At 70.9% G+C, this 19311-nt stretch carries 16 protein-coding genes; all 16 read right to left on the reverse strand.

Annotated elements, in window-relative coordinates; translation table 11 throughout:
- Positions 1-1487, reverse strand: a 1487-nt coding sequence (locus AC08OX_RS01125) for a DNA translocase FtsK 4TM domain-containing protein (protein ID WP_476606105.1), incomplete at its 3' end; no start/stop codon positions are given.
- A gap of 354 nt (positions 1488-1841) precedes the next feature.
- Positions 1842-3527, reverse strand: a complete 1686-nt coding sequence (locus tag AC08OX_RS01130) for a ribonuclease J (protein ID WP_011437919.1) — start codon at positions 3525-3527, stop codon at positions 1842-1844.
- Positions 3524-4534, reverse strand: coding sequence for a 4-hydroxy-tetrahydrodipicolinate synthase (dapA, locus tag AC08OX_RS01135; protein ID WP_476606106.1), 1011 nt, complete (start codon positions 4532-4534; stop codon positions 3524-3526). The genes AC08OX_RS01130 and dapA overlap by 4 nt, the downstream gene beginning before the upstream one ends.
- Positions 4535-5054: 520 nt before the next feature.
- Positions 5055-6203, reverse strand: a complete 1149-nt coding sequence (locus AC08OX_RS01140; RefSeq protein WP_476606107.1) for an acetate/propionate family kinase — start codon at positions 6201-6203, stop codon at positions 5055-5057.
- 32 nt (positions 6204-6235) lie between these two features.
- Complete coding sequence (locus AC08OX_RS01145) at positions 6236-8644, reverse strand: phosphoketolase family protein (protein WP_476606079.1); 2409 nt, start codon at positions 8642-8644, stop codon at positions 6236-6238.
- 59 nt (positions 8645-8703) lie between these two features.
- Positions 8704-9489, reverse strand: coding sequence for an FAD-dependent thymidylate synthase (gene thyX, locus AC08OX_RS01150; RefSeq protein WP_476606080.1), 786 nt, complete (start codon positions 9487-9489; stop codon positions 8704-8706).
- Between the two features lie 438 nt (positions 9490-9927).
- The gene (gene hisS / locus AC08OX_RS01155; RefSeq protein WP_476606081.1) at positions 9928-11250 is read right to left on the reverse strand and encodes a histidine--tRNA ligase; all 1323 of its coding nucleotides are present in this window, start codon (positions 11248-11250) and stop codon (positions 9928-9930) included.
- A 204-nt stretch (positions 11251-11454) separates the two neighbouring features.
- Positions 11455-13083: a UDP-glucose dehydrogenase family protein gene (locus AC08OX_RS01160; RefSeq protein WP_476606082.1), complete on the reverse strand. Its 1629-nt coding sequence runs from the start codon at positions 13081-13083 to the stop codon at positions 11455-11457.
- Positions 13061-14128: a UDP-glucose 4-epimerase GalE gene (gene galE / locus AC08OX_RS01165; RefSeq protein ID WP_476606083.1), complete on the reverse strand. Its 1068-nt coding sequence runs from the start codon at positions 14126-14128 to the stop codon at positions 13061-13063. The genes AC08OX_RS01160 and galE overlap by 23 nt, the downstream gene beginning before the upstream one ends.
- A 26-nt stretch (positions 14129-14154) precedes the next feature.
- On the reverse strand, positions 14155-14463 hold the full coding sequence (locus tag AC08OX_RS01170; RefSeq protein WP_476606084.1) for a hypothetical protein: 309 nt from the start codon (positions 14461-14463) through the stop codon (positions 14155-14157).
- Positions 14460-14591 carry a hypothetical protein gene (locus tag AC08OX_RS01175; protein ID WP_476606085.1) on the reverse strand — a complete coding sequence of 44 codons (132 nt, stop codon included), beginning with the start codon at positions 14589-14591 and terminating at the stop codon, positions 14460-14462. The genes AC08OX_RS01170 and AC08OX_RS01175 overlap by 4 nt, the downstream gene beginning before the upstream one ends.
- Before the next feature lie 264 nt (positions 14592-14855).
- Complete coding sequence (locus AC08OX_RS01180) at positions 14856-15806, reverse strand: UDP-glucuronic acid decarboxylase family protein (protein ID WP_476606086.1); 951 nt, start codon at positions 15804-15806, stop codon at positions 14856-14858.
- Between the two features lie 496 nt (positions 15807-16302).
- On the reverse strand, positions 16303-16803 hold the full coding sequence (locus AC08OX_RS01185) for a hypothetical protein (RefSeq protein ID WP_476606087.1): 501 nt from the start codon (positions 16801-16803) through the stop codon (positions 16303-16305).
- Positions 16800-16955, reverse strand: a complete 156-nt coding sequence (locus AC08OX_RS01190; protein ID WP_476606088.1) for a hypothetical protein — start codon at positions 16953-16955, stop codon at positions 16800-16802. The genes AC08OX_RS01185 and AC08OX_RS01190 overlap by 4 nt, the downstream gene beginning before the upstream one ends.
- Before the next feature lie 134 nt (positions 16956-17089).
- Positions 17090-17881: a 4-hydroxy-tetrahydrodipicolinate reductase gene (gene dapB, locus AC08OX_RS01195; protein ID WP_476606089.1), complete on the reverse strand. Its 792-nt coding sequence runs from the start codon at positions 17879-17881 to the stop codon at positions 17090-17092.
- Positions 17882-17907: 26 nt separating this feature from the next.
- On the reverse strand, positions 17908-19311 hold the full coding sequence (locus AC08OX_RS01200) for a M16 family metallopeptidase (protein WP_476606090.1): 1404 nt from the start codon (positions 19309-19311) through the stop codon (positions 17908-17910).

The following is a 19311-nucleotide window of genomic DNA, read 5'->3' on the forward strand; positions in this document are numbered from 1 at the left end:
TCCTTGCCGAGACCGACAACCAGCGGATGCGGGTTACCGATCGCCTCCCCGCTGCGCAGGACGTCGCCGAGCGACACCAACTCCCGGTCGGTGTTGGGAATCTCGATACCGACCGCGCTCTTGCCCGGGATCGGACTGATGATCCGCACGTCCGGGCTCTTCACCGCGTACGCGATGTTCTTCGTGAGCTGGATGATCCGCTCGACCTTGACCGCGGCACCGAGCTCGACCTCGTAGCGGGTCACCGTCGGTCCCCGGGTGAAGCCGGTGACCTGGGCGTCCACTTTGAACTGGGCGAACACATCGGTCAGCGAGGCGATCACCCCGTCGGTCGCGGCCGAGCGGACCTTGGGCGGCGTACCGGAACGCAGCAGGGTCGGCGACGGCAGCCGGTAGTCACCATCGGTCGGGGGGACCAGATGCTCGATCTCACCGCCGAAGTCCGCGGAACCCGGACCGGGGACGCCGGTCGCGGTGTCCGCCGCACCCGCGGTCACCCGGGCTGCCCGGGCCCGGGCCCTGCGCTGCGGACCGGGCGCGGCCCCCGCTACCGGTTCCCCGCCACCAGCGGCCGCACCGCCCGGATCGGGGGCCGTGGTCACGTAGCCGGTATCCGCCTCCGGGCCGGCGAGCTCACCGAACAGGTCGAGGGCGAGATCCCCGGCGGGACCGGCGGCATCGGCGGGACCGGCGGGACCGGCGGGACCGGCGGGACCGGCGGCATCGAAGACCTCGCCATCACCCGGGGACGTTCCCCCAGGCGGGGTCGCCCGACCACCGCGCCGACGCCGACCCCGACCCGCCCCGGCCGCCCCGGCTGCGAGCAGGCCGTCGGACAGCTCCGAATCGTCCTCGGGGTCGTCGCGGAAGTCCACGTCCGCGTCGTACTCGCCGGCATCCCGAGCGGGACCGCGCACCCCGATGGTGAGTCGATCGACGAGTTCACCGAGCCGCTCGGGCACCTGGCGGACAGGGGTCGCCGTGATGACGAGAACGCCGAAGAACGTCAGCAGCAGCAACAGCGGAACGGCGACGTACGGCGTCACCGCGCTCGCCAGCGGGAGGCCACCGAGCAGCCCGACGACGCCACCGGCCGCCCGCATCCGGGCGACGCCGTCCGAGAAGTCGGGCAGGCCACGGGCGATGTGCACCATGCCGAGCAGACCGACGGCGACCGCCGTCCACCCGATCACCACCCGGCCCCGGCTATCCGGATCGGTCGGGGACCGGACCAGCCGCCACGCGGCGCCCAGGCCGAACAGCGGCAGTGCCCAGGCACCGGTGCCAACCAGCAGCTCCAGGATCGCGGCCACGTACCTCCCCAGCGGCCCGGCGGCGGAGAACCACACCGAGGCGCCGGCCAGGATCGCCCCGCCGAACGCGGTCAGGCCGAGCCCGTCACGCCGGTGCCCTGGATCGATGTGCAGCTCACGGGCGCCCCGGCCGGCCCGGCGCAGCATGGTGCCCAGCGCCGTCGCCGCGCCCATCCACAGCCGGTAGACGCTCTTGACGACTGTCTGGCCGATCAGCAGCGACAGCGGGGGACGGCTCGCCCGCGCCGGTGGACGGGCCGGTCTCCTACCGCGGCCGGCCGCGCGGGAGCTGCCCGACCGGCCAGCCGCCGTCGATGCGCGTGCCTTGCCGCCCTGACCGCCGCCTCGCAAGGTACCTTCACCCCGCGAGGTGCCTTGACGCCCACCACCGCCCCTCGGCCGGGACGTGGCCGTCTCCGTCTGCGCACGCGTCCGCGCGCCACTGGTCCGTGTGGCCACCGTCGAAACGGTACACACGAGCGTGCCCGAGTACTGGCAACCCCGACGAACCGGGCGCGCCGCAACGCCTCAGACCTCGAGAACCACCGGAACGATCATCGGACGGCGCCGGTAGTTCTCGTTGACCCAGCGACCGACCGTACGCCGCACGAGCTGCTGCAGGGCCGTCAGATCGTTCATCCCGGTGCGCATCGCGTCCACCAGCCCGTCGCTGACCAGTTTGGAGACGGAGTCGAAGGCGCCCGGCGCATCGGAGAAGCCGCGGGCGGAGAGATCCGGGCCGACGACGACCTTGCCCGCTGCGGCGTCCACCACGACGGTGATCGTGATGAAACCCTCCTCGCCGAGGATCCGGCGGTCCTTCAGGCTCGGCTCACCGACGTCCCCGACCGCAGCGCCGTCGACGTAGACATAGCCGCAGGGAACAACGCCGGTGATCCGCGCCCGGCCGTCGAGCAGGTCGATGACCATGCCGTCCTCGGCGAGCACCACGTGGTCCGGGGGCACCCCGGTCGCCTCGGCGAGCTTGGCATGGGCCCGCAGGTGCCGCCATTCGCCGTGGACCGGCATGACGTTGGACGGCCTGGTGGCGTTCAGGACGTAGAGCAACTCGCCCGCCGGGGCGTGACCCGAGGTGTGCACCTTCGCCACGCCCTTGTGAACGACCTTGGCGCCGTAGCGGGTCAGCCCGTTGATCACTCGGAACACCGCGTTCTCGTTGCCGGGGATGAGGCTGGAAGCGAGCACGACCGTGTCGCCGGCCTGGATGCGGATCTGGTGATCCCGGTTGGCCATCCGGGACAGGGCCGAGAGCGGCTCCCCCTGGGAGCCCGTGGAGATCAGGCAGATGTTGCGGTCCGGCAGCGCGTCCACGTCCCGGGCGTCGACAATCAGACCCGGTGGCACCCGCAGCAACCCGAGGTCGCGGGCCACTCCCATGTTGCGGACCATCGACCTGCCCACGAAGCAGACCGACCGACCGTGCTCCTCGGCCGCGTCGAGCACCTGCTGCACCCGGTGCACATGGCTGGCGAAGCAGGCGATGATGATCCGGCGGGTCGCCTCGCGGAAGACTCCGTCGAGCACCGGGGCGATCTCCCGCTCGGAGGTGACGAACCCGGGCACCTCGGCGTTGGTCGAGTCGGACAGCAGCAGGTCCACACCCTCGCGGCCGAGCCGCGCGAAGCCCCCCAGGTCGGTCAGCCGGCCGTCGAGCGGCAGCTGGTCCATCTTGAAGTCGCCGGTGTGCAGGACGAGCCCGGCCTCGGTGCGGATGGCCACGGCCACGGCGTCCGGGATGGAGTGGTTGACCGCGAAGAACTCGCACTCGAACGGCCCGAAGGCGTGCCGCTCCTCCTCCCGGATCTCCTGAGTGACCGCCTTGACGCGGTGCTCGGCGAGCTTCGCGTTCATCAGCGCCAGGGTGAGCCGGGTGCCGATCAGCGGGATGTCACGCCGTTCCCGCAGCAGGTAGGGCACCGCCCCGATGTGATCCTCGTGTGCGTGGGTGAGGATCACCGCCTCGATGTCGTCGAGACGATCCCGGATGGCGGTGAAGTCGGGCAGGATCAGGTCGATCCCCGGCTGGACGTCCTCCGGGAACAACACCCCGCAGTCCACGATCAGCAGCCGGCCGGCGTGTTCGAAGACGGTCATGTTGCGACCGATCTCCCCGACCCCACCGAGCGGGATGATCCGCAGGCCGTCCGCGCGCAGCGGCGGCGGCGGGCCGAGGTCGGGATGCGGATGGCTCATGAGACCTCACCCGCCGCGGCGACGGCCAGCCCGACGGACGACCCGGACCCGGACGAGGCGCCGCCGGGCGCGCCCGGCGGCCCGGCGGCGTCGAGGACCGCCTCGGCGAGGTCCGCCCGCAGCCGCGCGACCTCAGCGGGAGTGGCGTCCACCAACGGTGGCCGGACCGGCCCCGCGGGCAGCCCGGCCAGCCGCAGCGCGGCTTTGGCCAGGATCACGCCCTGGGTGCGGAACATTCCTTCGTACGCGGGCAGCAAGCCCTGATGCAGCGCGATCGCCCGACCCACCTCACCGGCCCCGAAGGCCTCGATCATGGCACGGATCGCGGGTGCGGCCACGTGCCCGACAACACTGATGACTCCGCATGCCCCGATGGATAGCAACGGCAGGTTGAGCGCGTCGGTGCCGGAGTAATACGCCAGACCGGTCCGCGCCAGCACCCAGGAGGATGCGGGCAGATCGTCCTTAGCGTCCTTGACCGCGACGATACGCGGGTGTTCGGCCAACCGCACCAAAGTCTCCGACGCCACCGGAACCCCGGTCCGGCCGGGGATGTCGTAGACGACGACCGGTAGCCCGGTCGCCTCGGCGACGGTGACGAAATGCCGCAGCAACCCGGCCTGCGGTGGCTTGTTGTAGTAGGGCGTCACGACGAGCAGACCGTGCGCGCCCGCGGCTTCGGCGGCCCGCGCCAGTTCCACGCTGTGCGCGGTGTCACTCGTCCCGACACCGGAGATCACGCGGGCACGGCTTCCCACGGCCTCGACGACGACCCGCACCAAGCGGTCCTTCTCCTCGTCGGTGGTCGTCGGAGACTCCCCGGTGGTGCCGTTGACCACGAGCCCGTCGTTGCCGGCGTCCACCAGACGGCTCGCGAGCTGCGCGGCACCCGCCTCATCGAGACCGCCGTCCGCCCGGAACGGCGTGACCATCGCTGTGATCACGCGCCCGAACGGCGCCGGCGGCAACATTGACATACCGGTCACGCTAGACGGCACCTCCGACATCACCTCGGCGACCGACGTCACCCGCCGGACCGCCGAACCTCCACGTTCACTCCTCCGACACCGCCGGGCCGGCACCGGTCCATCCTCCGCCCACGCCGCCTTTCCCGCTCCGCCGGCCCGAGCCGGGCCTGCTCCCCGGACCCGCCCACAAGCACCACCGGCGACCGGCGCGAGACCCGCGGGGGCGCCGGGCCACCACACGCGGATACCATCCGCCCAGCCCGGGGACGGCGCACCGCGCGCTGTCGGGCACCGCGACGGGGTCTGACGCCGATCGGACCCCGCCGTCACCGAATGGAGACGGATCGCGACCGGCCGGGCCCCGCTCGGGGACGACGGGACGACCGGCGGAGAGGACACCGGACCGGACCGCACCGGACCGGGCAGCACCGTCCCACTCGCCGCGACAGAGCCTTCAGAGTACCGCCACCGGATCGTCCGGGCGGTGCCATCCGGCGGCGCGCGGGTCCGCCAGGATCGCACCCGCCACCCGGGACATTACCGTAACATCGGACTACCGTCACCCAGCGCCACCAGCGAGGGCTGCCCGGGTCCCGCGGGCGATCTCCAGGTCCTCGCGTGCCTCGATCACGAGCGTGCGCACGGCGGCCCCCAGCACGCCGATCTCGCGCTCCGTGCCACCAGATAGGCCCGTGCCGCCCGGCAGACCCGTACCACCGGCCCGGGCCGGATCGTTACGCTCGGGATCCACCGCCACGCCCAGGTAGCCGAGTCCGGCCGCGGCCCCGGCCCGCACGGAGGCAGAGTTCTCCCCGACGCCGCCGGTGAACACCAGGGCGTCCAGCCCGCCCAGCGCGGCGGTCATCGCGGCGATCCCGGCGCGCAGCCGGTGCAGGTAGACCGCCAGCGCCAGCGCGGCGGCCGGCTCACCCGCGGCGGCGCCGGACTCGACATCCCGCATGTCCGCCGTCCCCGCGAGCGCACGCAGCCCCGCCGAGGTGAACAGGCGATCGGTGAGCTCGTGCGCGCTCAGTCCCGCCTCCGTCTGCAGCCACAGCAGCGCGCCGGGATCCACGGTGCCGGACCGGGTGGCCATCACCAGGCCCTCCAGCGGGGTGAAGCCCATCGTGGTGTCCACCCCCACCCCGTCGAGAACGGCGGCGAGCGACGCGCCCGAGCCGAGATGACAGGTCACGATGCGCCGCGCCCCGGTGAGCGCGGCCGCCCGCCGGGAGACGTGGGCGTGGGACAGGCCGTGGAAGCCGTACCGGCGGATGCCGTACCGCTCCCGCCACTCGGCCGGGATGGCGTAGGTGATGGCCTCCGCCGGCATCCGGCTGTGGAACGCCGTGTCGAAGCAAGCGACCTGCGCCACCTCGGGCACGGCCGCCCCGACCTCGTCGAGGGCGGCAAGCGCCGCAGGCTGGTGCAGGGGGGCGAGGGCGGTCAGCCTCCGCAGCCGCTCGACCACGACCCGGTCGACGACCACGGGGGCGGCGAAATCCGTCCCGCCGTGCACGATGCGGTGCCCGACCGCGCCCGGCTGGCCACCCTCGTGGGTGAGCTCGCGCAACGCGGCGATGACCCCGGCCGAGTCCACCCGACCGGCTGGCGCGGTGAGATCGCGCGCGGCGAGCAGGACGTCGTCCGGGCCGATCAGCCGCAGCTTGAGGCTGGCCGATCCGGCGTTGACCACCAGGACGTTCATCGCGACGGGGCGGGGCTCGGTAGGGGCGAGGCTCAGTAGGGCCAAGTCCAGTTCCGGATCTCCGGGACGTCCTCGCCGTGGTCCCGGGTGTAGGTCCGGGCCGCGAGCCGCGCGTCGATCATCTGCTGCCGGACGTGCGCGGCGCGGGCGCCCAGACTCGGTACCCGATCGATGACGTCCGCCACCAGGTGGAACCGGTCGAGGTTGTTCAGCATGACCATGTCGAACGGGGTGGTGGTCGTCCCCTCCTCGATGTAGCCACGGACATGCAGGTTGTGATGGTTGTGCCGCCGGTAGGTCAGCCGGTGGATCAGCCAGGGATAGCCGTGGTAGGCGAAGATGACCGGCCGGTCGGTGGTGAACAGCGCATCGAAGCGGGCGTGCGAGATGCCGTGCGGATGTTCCGCCTCGTCCTGCAGGGACATCAGGTCGACGACGTTGACGACGCGCACCTTCAGGTCGGGGAAGTACTGGCGCAGGAGGTCCACCGCGGCGAGGGTCTCCAGGGTCGGGATGTCCCCGGCACAGGCCATCACCACATCCGGCAGCCCGTCGCCGGGCGCGTCGTGGTCGTTGCTGGCCCAGTCCCAGATGCCCAGGCCACGGGTGCAGTGGGCGATCGCCGCCGGCATCGACAGGTAGTTCAACGCCGGCTGCTTGCCGGCCACGATCACGTTGATGTAGTGCCGGCTGCGCAGGCAGTGGTTGCCGACGGAGAGCAGGGTGTTCGCGTCCGGGGGCAGGTACACCCGGACGACCTCGGCCTTCTTGTTCACGACGTGGTCAATGAATCCGGGGTCCTGATGGGAGAAGCCGTTGTGGTCCTGCCGCCACACGTGGCTGGTCAACAGGTAGTTCAACGATGCGATCGGGCGCCGCCACGGGATGTGCCGGGTGGTCTTCAGCCATTTCGCGTACTGATTGACCATCGAGTCGACGATGTGGATGAACGCCTCGTAGCAGGAGAAGAACCCGTGCCGGCCGGTGAGCAGATAGCCCTCCAGCCAGCCCTGGCACAGATGCTCGGAAAGCACCTCCATGACCCGACCGTCCACGGCCAGGTGCTCGTCCGTCGGTTCCGTCCCGGCGTTCCAGACGCGGTCGGTCACCTCGAAGAGCGCACCCAGCCGATTGGAGGCGGTCTCGTCCGGGCCCATCACCCGGAAGGTGCTCGGATTGGCGGCCACCACGTCCCGCAGGAACGCGCCCAGGATCCGGGTCGGCTCGGCGAGGGTGGTCCCGGGGGCGGTGACGTCGACCGCGTAGTCACGGAAGTCGGGAAGAGTCAGATCACGCAGCAGCTCGCCCCCGTTGGCATGCGGGTTCGCACTCATCCGCCGGGGACCGCGGGGGGCGAGCGCGGCGAGTTCGGGCCGCGGGGCGCCGCCGGCATCGAAGAGCTCCTCCGGCAGGTAGGAGCGCAGCCACGCCTCCAGCTGGGCCAAGTGCCCGGGGTTGTCGTGCAACTGCGCGACGGGCACCTGGTGGGACCGCCACGTGCCCTCGACCGGCAGGCCGTCAACAGTGGCCGGCCCGGTCCACCCCTTGGGGGTCCGCAGCACGATCATCGGCCAGGTGGGGCGCTCGGTGTGGCCGTGGCGGCGGGCCCGGTCCTGGATCTCGTGGATCTCGTCGACGGCGGCGTCCAGGACGCCCGCCATCCGCTGGTGCACCGCGGCCGGGTCGTCCCCGGCCACGAAGTACGGGTGGTACCCGTAGCCACGCAGGAGCGCGGTCAGCTCCTGCTCGGGGATGCGGGCCAGGATCGTCGGATTGGCGATCTTGTAGCCGTTGAGGTGCAGGACCGGCAGCACCGCGCCGTCGCGACCCGGGTCGAGGAACTTGTTGGAGTGCCAGCTCGCCGCGAGCGGGCCCGTCTCGGCCTCCCCGTCCCCCACGACGGCGCAGACCACCAGGTCGGGATTGTCGAAGGCCGCGCCGTAGGCGTGGGTCAGCACGTAACCGAGCTCGCCGCCCTCATGAATGGACCCGGGAATCTCCGGCGCGACGTGGCTGGGAATTCCGCCGGGGAAGGAAAACTGCCGGAACAGCCGCCGCATCCCCGCCACATCCCGGCCGATCGAGGGGTAGACCTCGCTGTAGGTACCTTCCAGGTAGGCGTTCGCCACGATGCCGGGACCGCCGTGACCCGGACCGATGATGTAGATGGCGTTCAGGTCCTTTGCCCGGATCACGCGGTTCAAATGGGCGTAGATGAGGTTCAGGCCGGGAGTCGTGCCCCAGTGCCCGAGCAGGCGCGGTTTGACGTGCTCCGGACGCAGCGGCTCGGCGAGCAGGGGATTGTCGAGCAGGTAGATCTGTCCGACGGACAGATAGTTCGCCGCTCGCCAGTAGGCGTGGATGAGGTCAAGCTCCACCGGGGACAACGGCCCCGCGGCCGGATCCGCCCCGCTCCGCTCGGCGTCGACGACGCTCGTCATCGGCTGTACTCTTTCTCCCAGTAAATCAATAGACGGCCGGCGGCGGGAAGGTCCGGCGCTCAGCCCTCCCCCACCAGCGGGCTGGAGGCGACCTCGGTGCCGTCATCCAGCGTCGAGATCCGGAAGTCGGCGAACACGTTGGGCGCCACCCGGAGCAGTTCCCGCAGGACGGCGACGGCAAGCCCGCGAATCTCCACGTCGGCATGCTCACTCGCCCGCATCCCGATGAAGTGCCGCCACGCCCGGTAGTTCCCGGTGACCACGATCCGGGTCTCGGTCGCGTTCATCAGCACCGACCGGGCCGCCTGACGCGCCTGCTTGCGCCGTGAGATAGGCGCGGAAACGTCGGCGAACCGCTTCTCCAGACCTTCCAACAGGCGCCCGTAGGCCTCCAGCGAGGCCGCCGCGGCCTGTTGGAACAGGGCGTGCAGCTCCGGATCGGCCGCGATGACCTCCGGTTCCACCACGGCGGCGTCCCGCTCGGGGACGTAGCGCTGGGAGAGCTGGCTGTAGGAGAAGTGCCGGTGCCGGACCAGCTCATGGGTGAGGCTGCGCGACACCCCGGTGAGATAGAGCGATACGGTCCCGTGCTCGAGCACGGACAGATGCCCGACGTCGAGAATGTGCCGTAGGTAGCCGGCGTTGGTCGCGGTCGCCGGATTCGGCTTGTTCCAGCTCTGGTAGCAGGCCCGCCCGGCGAACTCGGCGAGGGCCTGACCGCCGTCGGCGTCGGTGCTCCAGGCCACGTCGTCCGGGGGGATGAACTCGGTCTTGGCGATCACCTGGACCCGAAGCCGCACGGACGTCGGTTCGGGCGTCGGCTGCGACACTGCCACCTCCATCATCTGGACGCGGGACCCGTTGCCCGGTCGCTGGCGGACTCCGCCCACGATAGACGGCGCCCATCCGCCGGGGCGCGGGGACCTCACCCGGCTGCGGCATGCACCCGGACGCCAGGCCTGCAATCACCCGACCGGGCCAGCAATCGCCCAACCGGGATCGTGTCGGCATCCACTTACCCGTCCGGTCACCCGATCGACGCGCGGGGATTGGCAGTCACGACCCGCGTGGTACACCGGAGGTGGACGCCTCGTCAGTCCCCAGCGACGAGGAGTCGCAGTGCCCGCCCTCACGGCGTGGCATGGCGCGGCCGGGGATCTCCGCCCCCGTCAATCCCCGGCCGCCCGGCCACGTCACGACGGACAGCCTCCCGGCGATGGCGCGGCGGGCGTGCCGCCGCGCGCATCGGACCGCGGGCTGCGCACGACCCCCGGGCCCGCCGGTCAGCCCGCGGACGGGGTCCAGGTCGCCGGGTCCGCTGCGGACTGGTCCCCGGTGGCCATGTTCTTCACCTCGTGCGCCCGGCCATCGTCGAAGGGCGGGAACCAGACGAATCCGATGCCCTTGCGGGAGGCGTAGCGGACCTGCCTGGCCACCTTGTCCGGCTGGTGGTAGGTCTCCACCCGCAGCCCCCGGGTGCGCAACTCGGCGGCCGTCGCGAGGGCGGCGGCGCGGCGCGGCGCGGCGGGGATCACGACTAGCACGTCGGCGGGGCTGGACGGCCCGGTGGTGAGCAGGCCCTCGGCCAGTAGCTTGGCGAAGATGCGGGTGAGGCCGATCGAGATCCCGACGCCGGGGAGGTTGCGGCGGATGAAGGAGCCGGCAAGGTTGTCGTACCGTCCCCCCGAGCAGATGCTGCCGAAGTCCGGCCAGTCGACGAACTTCGCCTCGTAGACGGTCCCGGTGTAGTAGTCGAGACCGCGGGCGATCGAGAGGTCCGCGACCACGTCGCCGGCGGGCAGGTCAGCGAGATCGCCGAGAACCGCGGCGAGCTCGTCGAGCCCCTCGGAGAGCAGGTCCGATTTCACCCCGAGCCGGCGTACCTCCTCGACGACGCCGGGATCGCAGCCCCGAATGCCCGTGAGCTCCAGGCAGGCGCGCACCTGGTCCGGGTCGAGCCCGACCGCGGTGGTCAGCAGCCCCTCCACCCCCGCGAGGCCGATCTTGTCGAGCTTGTCGGCGACCCGGATGACGGCCAGCGGATCGCCGATGCCCAGGCCCTCGTAGAAGCCCTGGAGCACCTTGCGATTGTTGATGTTGAGGGTCCAGGGCGGAACGCCGAGGGTGCCCAGGACCTCGTGCACGATGCGGGGAAGTTCCGTGTCGAAGTGCAGGGGCACCTGATCAACGTTGATCACGTCGATGTCGCACTGGGTGAACTCGCGGAAGCGGCCCTCCTGGGGACGCTCCCCCCGCCACACCCGCTGGATCTGGTAGCGCTTGAACGGGAACACGAGGTCGTTGAAGTGGGCGGCCACGTACCGCGCGAAAGGCACTGTGAGGTCGAAGTGCAGGCCGAGGCGGGCGCTGTCGTCGTCGGCGTCGGCCTGCAGGCGGCGTAGCGTGTAGACCTCCTGGGAGGTCTCCCCCTTCGCGGTCAGCACCTCGAGCGCCTCGACCGAGGGGGTCTCTACCGAGCAGAAGCCGTACCGCTCGAACGTCGCCCGGATGGTGTCGAGCCAGCGCTGCTCGACGAGACGGACCTCGGGCAGCCACTCGGGAAATCCGCTCACGGGCAGGGGACGGACGATCGGCGCGTCACTCATCGCCGCGGAATCTCCTCATCATCTCGAACGGACGGGCACCTGCCGCCCCGGGCACGGTCAACCGCGAAGCCGGGTGGCAGTCACCGATGTCGAGCGAGGAGACGCATGAGCAGCAGCCTATCGCGTGGGGCTCGTTGACCTCACAGCCGGAGAGCGATTCCACGGCGGGGATGGGGCCCGTTCCACCGGGCCCCATCCCGTCGATCACACCGGGTGCCCCGCGCGCGCCTCGACCTCCGCGAGCCGCGCACCCGTCTCGCCGCACTGCTCGACCGGCGCCGGCGGCGCTCCGTCCCCCCGGTGCCGCTGCTCCGGCAACGAGCTCGGGATGACGCCGGTCGGCCGGCCGGGGGCCAGGTAGACCCATCCGGCCTGACGCCACTGGTCGGCGTCGAGCGCGTGCCGGGCGTCCACCACGACCTTGCGCCGGACCACGGCCCCGAGCCGGGCCGGGTCCAGGTCGGCGAACTGGCGCCACTCGGTGAGCAGGACCAGCGCGTCGGCCCCCTCGACCACGGCCTCGACGGAGTCGCTGTAGGCAAGGCCGGGCCGGGCCTGCCGGGCGTTGCGCGTCGCGACCGGATCCACGACCGTCACCCCGGCGCCGGTCTCGGCCAGTAGCCCCGCGACCGCGAGCGCCGGGGAGTCCCGCACGTCGTCGGAGTTGGGCTTGAACGCGGCGCCCAGCACGACGAGGCGCCGGCCGACCAGCGTGCCGTCGAGGGCCGCGGTGACCAGGTCCACCACACGGTCCCGGCGACGATTGTTGATCTCGTCGATCTCACGCAGGAAACGCAGCGCCGCACCGACCCCGAGCTCGTCTGCGCGGGCCTGGAAGGCCCGGATGTCCTTGGGTAGGCAGCCGCCCCCGAACCCCACCCCCGGACGCAGGAAGTTCCCGCCGATGCGCACGTCGTGGGACAGCGCCTCGGCCAGCGTCAGGACATCGGCATCGACCGCCTCGCACACCTCCGCCATCGCGTTGATGAAGGAGATCTTCGTCGCGAGAAAGGAGTTGGCCGCCGTCTTCACCAGCTCGGCCGTCGCGTAGTCGGTCACGATGACCGACACCCCCTGGGCGATCACCGGCGCGAAAGCGGCCCGCAGCGCTCCCTCCGCAGCCGGGGAGGCGACACCGAAGACGAGCCGGTCCGGTCGCAGGGTGTCGGCCACCGCGAAGCCCTCCCGGAGGAACTCCGGGTTCCAGGCCAGCTGGACGCCGGCGAGATCGCTGGAGATGTCGGCAGCGGGCTCGTCCACCTCGTCATGGCCCAACCCGTCATGGCCCACCTCGACGCGGCCCAACCCGTCGGCCCCCGCCGCGCCGGGCGCCGTCTCGCCCGCGACCGGGCGGTTCGCCGGGGCGAGCTGCGCGATCGTCCGGGCGAGCCCCGCAGCCGTGCCGGCCGGCACCGTCGACTTGCCGACCACGAGGCACGGCCGGGTCAGCAGCGGCGCGAGGCGCTCGATGGCGGCGTGCAGGTGGCTCAGGTCCGCCCCGTAACCGTCGGCACGCTGGGGGGTGCCCACACAGACGAAGTGCACGTCGCCGAACTCGGCAATCTCCTCGAAGGAGGTGGTGAAACGCAGCCGTCCGGTCCGGAGGTTCGCGCGCAGGAGGTCGGCGAGGTCGGGCTCGAAGAACGGGATCTCCCCCGCGGACAACCGCTCGATCTTCGAATGGTCGACGTCCACGGCGAGCACCTCGAAGCCAAGCTCCGCCATGCACACCGCGTGGGTGGCCCCCAGGTACCCGGTGCCGATGACGGTCAGGCGTGGACGAGGCCCGGTTCCGGGCGCCGCCGCATCATCAAGGCTGTCCGACGAGCTCATCAGGCTCCTCCTCATCGTCGTACCCCCCTGGATTGAGACGCTGAAACTCCCAGGCGTCCCGGCACATGTCCGCGACATCCCGGCGGGCTGACCAGCCGAGTGCCGTACGGGCGAGCGCCGCGTCGGCGACCAGGGCGGCGACGTCCCCCGGCCGCCTCGCCACGACGCGACTGGGGAGATCACGAGCGCAGGCCGCGGAGAAGGCCGCGAGCAGTTCCCGCACGGAGGTGCCAGCGCCGGTCCCAAGGTTGATGACCCGATGTCCCGCCTGGTCATCGAGATGATCGAGAGCGAGTCGATGGCCCTCCGCCAGGTCGACCACGTGGATGTAGTCGCGTACGCCCGTGCCGTCGGGCGTGGGGTAGTCGTCGCCGAAGATGGACAGCTCCGGGCGCCGGGCGACCGCCACCTGGGCCAGGTAGGGCATGACGTTGTTCGGCACCCCGCGGGGATCCTCGCCGAGCAGGCCCGACTCGTGCGCCCCGGCGGGGTTGAAGTATCGCAGGGACGTCACGTGCCAGGACGGATCCCGGGCGCAGAGGTCGGCGAGGATCTGCTCGCACATCCATTTGGTGCGCGCGTAGGGATTGGTCGGGCGGGCCGGCGTGTCCTCGGCGATCGGCACCTTGTCCGCCGCTCCGTAGATTGCGCACGAGGACGAGAAGACCAGCCGGCGCACGCCGTGCTCCGCCATCACGCGGACCAGACCCAACGTCGCGTTGACGTTCGTGTCGTAGTACTCCAGCGGGATGTCGACCGACTCGCCGACGGCTTTGAGAGCGGCGAAGTGAACAACGGAATCGATCTTCCATCGGCGGAACACGTCACCGAGCGCCGCCCGGTCACGGACATCGAGCCGCACGAAGTCGATGTCGCCGTCCACCACCTTACGCAGCCTGTCCAGCACCCGCGGTGAGCTGTTGACGAAGTTGTCCACTCCCACCACCCGATGACCCGCGGCGAGCAGGTCCACCCAGGTATGGGAGCCGATGAACCCCGTCGCCCCGGTCACCAGGACCGTCTCGGCTCGACTCGTCGACGTCATAGCTCGGTTATCCACTTCTTCGGTGATCAACTGAAACAACTCGTCACCGGTGCTCCACACCGGCCCGGAACAACCGATCCCGGCAGCAGGATCAACCCGACGGCGGCTAGGATCGACACCACGGCCACGCCCGTCGCCGGTGCCCTTCGGCTGGACCGCGCGGTCCCGACCGTTCGGGCAGCGAACACCGCGATGGGCACGGGCACACCCGGGGCGACGGACATCAGGCACAGCAGAACATAACCCCCAGGTCGGTGCATCACCGACCTGATAGCGGCCGCGGCGATCCCGGTGAACCAGGCGATCGGCGCGAGCAGGAGCCCCGGTCCGGTCACAGCGCCAGCGTCGGGTAGTGCACCGCCGGTGGCAAGAACCGCGCGCACGGCACCCGGGACCGGCGGCTCACGTCCCGGAAGAAGATGTCCAGGAGGTGGCGTGGCCACGGGAACTCTCGGGTCACCATTGCCGCGGACCTCCCGGGCCCGTCGCCGTTCGCCCACGCATCGGCGGCAAAGGCCCCGCCTCGGCCTGAGCGCGCACAGCAGGTAGGTGACGCTGACATCCTCGGCGGGTTGCGGACCAATGCCACCGATCCCACGTAACGCGGCGGTGCACACGGCATGGCGCCGGCCATCGCGAACCCTCCCCCGCAAACAGAAAGTCACGTTCCCCGCGCGGCCACGTTCCCGGAAAGCTCGGTGGCCGGGCGGGACACCTGTGACGCCGGTCAAGCGACCTGACGGCTCTCCGCGAGCTGGCCGGCGAACCAGGAGATCGTCCGGGTGAGCCCGTCGTGCAGGCTCGTCTTCGGTTCCCAGCCCAGGAGGGTCCGGGCGAGGGTGATGTCGGGTTGACGCACCGAGGGGTCGTCCTGGGGCCGCGGGACGAAGGTGATCGGCGCCGTCGATCCGCACCGGTCACGGACGAGCACCGCGGTGTCGAGGATCGACATCTCGTGCGGGTTCCCAATGTTCACGGGCCCGGGCAGGTCCGAGTGCAGAAGTCGGACGATGCCGTCGATCAGGTCGTCGACGTAACAGATGGACCGGGTCTGGGTTCCGTCACCGGCGACCGTGATGGGCTCGCCCCGCAGCGCCTGGGAGATGAAGGCGGGAATGGCGCGACCGTCGTCGACCCGCATCCGCGGGCCGTAGGTGTTGAAGATCCGGACAATACCGGTGTCGACACCGTGTTTGCGCTGATAGGCCATGGTCACTGCCTCGGAGAAGCGCTTGGCCTCGTCGTACACACTGCGCGGGCCGACCGGGTTCACGTTGCCCCAGTAGCCTTCCGGCTGGGGATTGACCTGTGGATCGCCGTAGGACTCCGAGGTCGAGGCGAGCAGGAACCGAGCATTCTTCTGCCGCGCCAGGCCAAGGGCGTGGAAGGTACCGAGCGAGCCGACCTTGAGCGTTTCGATCGGCAGCTCGTAGTAATCCACCGGAGATGCCGGGGACGCAAAGTGCAACACGGCGTCGACCGGACCGGAAACATAAATGAAATCATTCACATCCCGGTTGACCAGGCGGAAACGTGGGTCGGCGAGCAGATGCTCCACATTCTCCGGCCTGCCGGTGAGGAAGTTGTCGAAACAGATGACCTCGTAGCCGCCGTCCAGTAGGCGTTCACAGAGATGACTGCCCAGAAAACCGGCGCCGCCGGTCACTATCGCACGCACGTCGTGTGCTCCCGGATCTGGAATACAGAGGACCCCGGAGAGTGCCCGTCGATCGCTGTCCGGAGTCCGGCGACGACGGGCGTCCTCCCTTGAGCCATGCGAAGGAGGCGGCGCATCCGATCAGATCGCGCCGCGAGGCCAGGTTGGAGGATCGGGGGAAACGGACATCAAATGATCGGAGATCAGAGGATCAGTAGCTGCTCACCCGCCGGAGCACTCAGCATGGACGCTGCCGGACCGATCTCGAATGGCCGCAGGACACGAACACCGCACTACCCCCCAGTAGTCTGATGGCCGACAGCCGACCCTCTGCGGCATCGTACACAGGCCATCGACGCGTTAAGTACGCGGCCCGGCTCAGTCTCCCTCCTAGCCACGTCGATACGATATAACCACCTGTCACCGATGGCGCCCGACTCCCTACGGGAGATGTCAATGGCCGTCCCGGAGCCGCCTGCATTGGATGAGCAATTCACCGCCAGGGGACGGGGCACGGTCACCCGCGGGAGTGCCGCTCGAGGACGATCGCGTGACGCATCGCGGCGCGTCCCCGGCGGGTGTCCCCGGCATCTCCATAGGAGACCGCGAGCCGGTACCAGCGACGCCATTCACCCGGCGCCGCCTCGACCTCCGCCCGACGCTGGGCGAACGCGGCGTCGGCCGAGGCGCGGTCGATCCGGCCCGACGGCCGGCGCACGAGAACCGGCTCGTCGGCACGGGCGCCGGGGTTGAAGCCGCGGGCGGTGCCGGACTCGACGTCAGCCGTCGCATCCGCGGCTACGTCGAACATCCGGGCAAGCCGCTCGGTGTCGCGGCCGAAACGCAGCTCACGCAGGATGACGACGGCGCCGATCATCGGAAGCAGCACGACACCGAGACCGAGTCCACGGGCCGCCCAGCGATCGTCGCCGAGCAACTGGATTCCCCGCCAGCCGATCAGCCCGAGGTAGAAGCCACACGCCGCGACAAGCACGGCCACCAGCCAGCGGGCCCTCACCTGGACGCCCCACCGGATGCCGACGCCACCGGGCCGTCCGGATCCAGCCGGATCCGCGCCCCGGGTGCCGCCAAGGTCGCCACGACCGGCATCCGCCGCTTGACCAGGGAGCACACGTCGTCGGGGCGCGCCCGGGCCAGGCAGCTGAACATCTTACCAAGATCGATACAAAAGACGCTACGGGTACCCGCCGGGAAACGACGGTCAACGTGTCCGACCACATCCGGAAACCTATCTTTCGCGGCCCGTGGTGGCAGCAGGCACCTGCCCCAAGATGCCCGCGGCGCTAGCCCAGGTCGAGCAGCGACTCCAGACCGACCGTGAGTCCCGGTCGCTCGCCGACCTTCCGCACGCTCAGCAGCACCCCCGGCATGAACGAGGTGCGGTCGTAGGAATCGTGCCGCAGGGTGAGGGTCTCCCCCGCGCCCCCGAGCAGGACCTCCTGATGCGCGACGAGCCCGGCGAGGCGGACGGCATGCACCGGCACGCCGTCGACCCGGGCGCCGCGGGCACCGTCGAGGGCGGCGGTTGTCGCGTCCGGGCCGGCCACCGGCAACCCGGCGGTGGTACGCGCCGCGGCGACCAGCTGCGCGGTACGCCGGGCGGTGCCGCTCGGCGCGTCGGCCTTGCCGGGATGGTGCAACTCGATGATCTCCACCGAGTCGAAGAACCGGGCGGCCCGGGCGGCGAACGTCATCATCAGCACGGCGGCTACCCCGAAGTTCGGCGCGACGAGCACCCCGACCCCCGGTGCCGCAGCCAGCCAGCCACGCAGGGTCGCGAGCCGCGGCTCGTCGAAGCCGGTGGTGCCGACGACGACGTGCTTGCCGGCCTGGACGCACCAGCGGAGGTTGTCCATCACCGCGTCGGGAGTGGTGAAGTCGACGACGACGTCGGCCGCGGCGAGCGCACCACGGTCATCGCCGGTGCCGAGGGCCGCGACCAGCGCCAGGTCGGCGGCGGCCTCGACGGCGGCACACACCGTCGACCCCATCCGTCCCCGTGCACCGAGCACCCCCACTGCTGTCCCGGCTACTGGGACAGCGCCGGTTACCGGGCGGGACTCGGAGTCGGACATCGGTGAACCTCGCGGGATGAGAGTCGCTAACGGGCGACGGCAGCGCTGAAGTCGTGGTCGTCGAAGGGTCCGATGACGCCCAGGGCCCAGGACTGGTCCAGCAGCTCCCGCGCGATCGCGGTGACATCGTCGAGGGTGACCGCGTCCACCCGGGCGATGATCTCGTCGACCGACAGGACCTCACCGTGGACGAGCTCGCTCTTGCCGAGGCGGCTCATCCGGGATCCGGTGTCCTCCAAGCCGAGGATCATCGAGCCGCGGTTCTGCCCACGGGCCCGGTCGAGTTCCTCCGCGCTGATCCCGTGCTCGGCGATCTGACGTACCTGCTCACGGGCGAGCTCGAGGACCATGTCGGCACGCTTGGGGGCGCATCCGGCATAGACGCCGAACAGGCCCGCGTCGGCGAAGTGGGAGGCGAACGAGCCCACCGAGTACGCCAGCCCCCGCTTCTCCCGGATCTCCTGGAACAGCCGCGAGCTCATCCCACCGCCCAGCGCCGTCGACAGCACGCCGAGCGTGTAACGGCGCGGATCGTGCCGGGACAGTCCCCTGGTGCCGAGCACGAGATGCGCCTGCTCGGTCGGCCGGTCGGTCACGACGATGCCGGGCGGCGGCGGGTAGTCGTACGATCCGCCACGCACCTCGAACGGCTCGGCGCTCACCGTCAGACGGTCGGCGAACGCCTCGGCGACCAGCGCCAGCGCCCGGTCGTGCGCCAGGTTGCCGGCGATGGAGACCACCATCGCCGGCGGGACGTACCGGGAGCGGTAGTAGTCCGCGATGGTCTCCCGGCCCAGCCCCTCGATCGACTCGGTCGTCCCGAGCACCGGGCGGCCGAGTACCGACGACCCGAGCATCGCCGCCGCGAATACGTCATGGACGAGGTCACCCGGGTCGTCCTCGTACATGGCGATCTCCTCCAGGATCACGCCACGCTCGGCCTCGACGTCGTCGGCCGTCACCAGCGAGTTGGTGACCATGTCGGCGATGACGTCGACGGCCATCGCGAGATCGGAGTCGAGCACCCGCACGTAGTAGCAGGTGTACTCCTTGCCGGTGAAGGCGTTGATGTCCCCGCCGACCGCCTCGACCGACGCGCTGATAGTCAACGCGTCCCGGCTGGGCGTGCCCTTGAACAGCAGGTGCTCCAGGTAGTGGGAGCATCCGGCGGTCACCGGCGTCTCGTCGCGCGAGCCCACCGCGACCCAGACGCCGATCGCGACCGAGCGCACCCCGGGGACCCGCTCGGTGATGACCCGCAGACCGCCGGGGAGCACGGTGCGGCGCGCCGTGCCGTCCAGCAACGATTCGCCACCGACCCCGCCAGCAGCGAGCAGGTGCGCGGCCCGGGCGCCGGGAACCGGCTTGTTCCGCGGCGCGCCGGCGGTCCCCGCTGAGCAGGTCAGGTCGGGCGTGGGAGTGTCGGACAC

It is taken from the genome of Frankia sp. CoBUL1, assembly GCF_978021245.1.

Excerpts from the sequence above, each read along its gene's own strand:
- AC08OX_RS01130 (WP_011437919.1), bottom strand. The coding sequence starts at position 3,527 with ATGAGCCATCCGCATCCCGACCTCGGCCCGCCGCCGCCGCTGCGCGCG.
- dapA (WP_476606106.1), bottom strand. The coding sequence starts at position 4,534 with ATGTCGGAGGTGCCGTCTAGCGTGACCGGTATGTCAATGTTGCCGCCG.
- AC08OX_RS01140 (WP_476606107.1), bottom strand. The coding sequence starts at position 6,203 with ATGAACGTCCTGGTGGTCAACGCCGGATCGGCCAGCCTCAAGCTGCGG.
- AC08OX_RS01145 (WP_476606079.1), bottom strand. The coding sequence starts at position 8,644 with ATGACGAGCGTCGTCGACGCCGAGCGGAGCGGGGCGGATCCGGCCGCG.
- thyX (WP_476606080.1), bottom strand. The coding sequence starts at position 9,489 with ATGATGGAGGTGGCAGTGTCGCAGCCGACGCCCGAACCGACGTCCGTG.
- hisS (WP_476606081.1), bottom strand. The coding sequence starts at position 11,250 with ATGAGTGACGCGCCGATCGTCCGTCCCCTGCCCGTGAGCGGATTTCCC.
- AC08OX_RS01160 (WP_476606082.1), bottom strand. The coding sequence starts at position 13,083 with ATGAGCTCGTCGGACAGCCTTGATGATGCGGCGGCGCCCGGAACCGGG.
- galE (WP_476606083.1), bottom strand. The coding sequence starts at position 14,128 with ATGACGTCGACGAGTCGAGCCGAGACGGTCCTGGTGACCGGGGCGACG.
- AC08OX_RS01175 (WP_476606085.1), bottom strand. The coding sequence starts at position 14,591 with ATGGTGACCCGAGAGTTCCCGTGGCCACGCCACCTCCTGGACATCTTC.
- AC08OX_RS01190 (WP_476606088.1), bottom strand. The coding sequence starts at position 16,955 with ATGTTCAGCTGCCTGGCCCGGGCGCGCCCCGACGACGTGTGCTCCCTG.
- dapB (WP_476606089.1), bottom strand. The coding sequence starts at position 17,881 with ATGTCCGACTCCGAGTCCCGCCCGGTAACCGGCGCTGTCCCAGTAGCC.